Here is a 3,189-nt window from a genome sequence, read left to right on the forward strand (position 1 = left end):
CTGGTCGTTGTTTGAGAACTGCACAGTGGACGCGAGCATCTGTGGCCAAGTTTTTAAGGGCGCACGGTGGATGCCTTGGCACCAGGAACCGATGAAGGACGTGGGAGGCCACGATAGTCCCCGGGGAGTCGTCAACCAGGCTTTGATCCGGGGGTTTCCGAATGGGGAAACCCGGCAGTCGTCATGGGCTGTCACCCATACCTGAACACATAGGGTATGTGGAGGGAACGCGGGGAAGTGAAACATCTCAGTACCCGCAGGAAGAGAAAACAACCGTGATTCCGGGAGTAGTGGCGAGCGAAACTGGATGAGGCCAAACCGTATGCGTGTGAGACCCGGCAGGGGTTGCGCATTCGGGGTTGTGGGATCTCTCTTCTGTTGTCTGCCGGCGACAGGACGAGTCAGAAACCGTTGATGTAGGCGAAGGACATGCGAAAGGTCCGGCGTAGAGGGTAAGACCCCCGTAGTCGAAACGTCAGCGGCTCGTTTGAGAGACACCCAAGTAGCACGGGGCCCGAGAAATCCCGTGTGAATCTGGCGGGACCACCCGCTAAGCCTAAATATTCCCTGGTGACCGATAGCGGATAGTACCGTGAGGGAATGGTGAAAAGTACCCCGGGAGGGGAGTGAAATAGTACCTGAAACCGTGTGCCTACAAGCCGTGGGAGCGTCGGACATCAGCTTGCTGGTGTCTCGTGACTGCGTGCCTTTTGAAGAATGAGCCTGCGAGTTTGCGGTGTGTTGCGAGGTTAACCCGGGTGGGGTAGCCGTAGCGAAAGCGAGTCCGAACAGGGCGATTTGAGTAGCACGCTCAAGACCCGAAGCGGAGTGATCTAGCCATGGGCAGGTTGAAGCGGAGGTAAGACTTCGTGGAGGACCGAACCCACCAGGGTTGAAAACCTGGGGGATGACCTGTGGTTAGGGGTGAAAGGCCAATCAAACTCCGTGATAGCTGGTTCTCCCCGAAATGCATTTAGGTGCAGCGTCGTGTGTTTCTTGCCGGAGGTAGAGCACTGGATAGGCGATGGGCCCTACCGGGTTACTGACCTTAGCCAAACTCCGAATGCCGGTAAGTGAGAGCGCGGCAGTGAGACTGTGGGGGATAAGCTCCATGGTCGAGAGGGAAACAGCCCAGAGCATCGACTAAGGCCCCTAAGCGTACGCTAAGTGGGAAAGGATGTGGAGTCGCAGAGACAACCAGGAGGTTGGCTTAGAAGCAGCCACCCTTGAAAGAGTGCGTAATAGCTCACTGGTCTAGTGATTCCGCGCCGACAATGTAGCGGGGCTCAAGCGTACCGCCGAAGTCGTGTCATTGCAGCATGTACGCCCAACGGCGGCTGTGATGGGTAGGGGAGCGTCGTCTGCCGGGTGAAGCAGCACCGGAAGGTAGTTGTGGACGGTTGACGAGTGAGAATGCAGGCATGAGTAGCGATTCACACGTGAGAAACGTGTGCGCCGATTGACTAAGGGTTCCTGGGTCAAGCTGATCTGCCCAGGGTAAGTCGGGACCTAAGGCGAGGCCGACAGGCGTAGTCGATGGATAACCGGTTGATATTCCGGTACCCGCTGTGAAGCGTCAAACATCGAATCCAGTGATGCTAAGCCCGTGAAGCCGTCGGCTGAGTCTTCGGACGAGGTCGGAGTGGTGGAGCCGGTGACCCGAGCTGGTAGTAGGTGAGTGATGGGGTGACGCAGGAAGGTAGTCCATCCCGGGCGGTGGTTGTCCCGGGGTAAGGGTGTAGGCCGCAAGGTAGGTAAATCCGCCTTGCATCCGGCTGAGACCTGATGCCGAGCCGATTGTGGTGAAGTGGATGATCCTATGCTGTCGAGAAAAGCCTCTAGCGAGTTTCATGGCGGCCCGTACCCTAAACCGACTCAGGTGGTCAGGTAGAGAATACCGAGGCGTTCGGGTGAACTATGGTTAAGGAACTCGGCAAAATGCCCCCGTAACTTCGGGAGAAGGGGGGCCACGCCTGGTGATGAGCTTTGCGCTCTGAGCTGGGGGTGGCCGCAGAGACCAGCGAGAAGCGACTGTTTACTAAAAACACAGGTCCGTGCGAAGCCGTAAGGCGATGTATACGGACTGACGCCTGCCCGGTGCTGGAACGTTAAGGGGACCGGTTAGTGATCTTTCGGGGTTGCGAAGCTGAGAACTTAAGCGCCAGTAAACGGCGGTGGTAACTATAACCATCCTAAGGTAGCGAAATTCCTTGTCGGGTAAGTTCCGACCTGCACGAATGGCGTAACGACTTCTCGACTGTCTCAACCATAGGCCCGGTGAAATTGCACTACGAGTAAAGATGCTCGTTTCGCGCAGCAGGACGGAAAGACCCCGGGACCTTTACTACAGTTTGATATTGGTGTTCGGTTCGGCTTGTGTAGGATAGCTGGGAGACTTTGAAGCTTGGACGCCAGTTCAGGTGGAGTCGTCGTTGAAATACCAGTCTGGTCGTGCTGGATGTCTAACCTGGGTCCGTGATCCGGATCAGGGACAGTGTCTGATGGGTAGTTTAACTGGGGCGGTTGCCTCCTAAAGGGTAACGGAGGCGCCCAAAGGTTCCCTCAGCCTGGTTGGCAATCAGGTGTTGAGTGTAAGTGCACAAGGGAGCTTGACTGTGAGACCGACGGGTCGAGCAGGGACGAAAGTCGGGACTAGTGATCCGGCGGTGGCTTGTGGAAGCGCCGTCGCTCAACGGATAAAAGGTACCCCGGGGATAACAGGCTGATCTTCCCCAAGAGTCCATATCGACGGGATGGTTTGGCACCTCGATGTCGGCTCGTCGCATCCTGGGGCTGGAGTCGGTCCCAAGGGTTGGGCTGTTCGCCCATTAAAGCGGTACGCGAGCTGGGTTTAGAACGTCGTGAGACAGTTCGGTCCCTATCCGCTGTGCGCGTAGGAGTCTTGAGAAGGGCTGTCCCTAGTACGAGAGGACCGGGACGGACGAACCTCTGGTGTGCCAGTTGTTCTGCCAAGGGCATGGCTGGTTGGCTACGTTCGGGAGGGATAACCGCTGAAAGCATCTAAGCGGGAAGCCTGCTTCGAGATGAGGACTCCCACCCACTTGATGGGGTAAGGCTCCCAGTAGACGACTGGGTTGATAGGCCGGATATGGAAGCACGGTAACGTGTGGAGTTGACCGGTACTAATAGGCCGAGGGCTTGTCCTCAGTTGCTCGCGTCCACTGTGTT

At 56.9% G+C, this 3,189-nt stretch carries 1 rRNA gene; it reads left to right on the plus strand.

Features of this window, described 5'->3' with window-relative positions:
* Nucleotides 1–43 precede the first annotated feature (43 nt).
* Nucleotides 44–3,167, plus strand: a 23S ribosomal RNA gene (locus tag ACSLTV_RS35945).
* The last annotated feature ends 22 nt before the right edge of the window (nucleotides 3,168–3,189 follow it).

Origin of the sequence: Streptomyces sp. bgisy159, from assembly GCF_965341775.1 — a bacterium.
GTDB lineage: Bacteria > Actinomycetota > Actinomycetes > Streptomycetales > Streptomycetaceae > Streptomyces.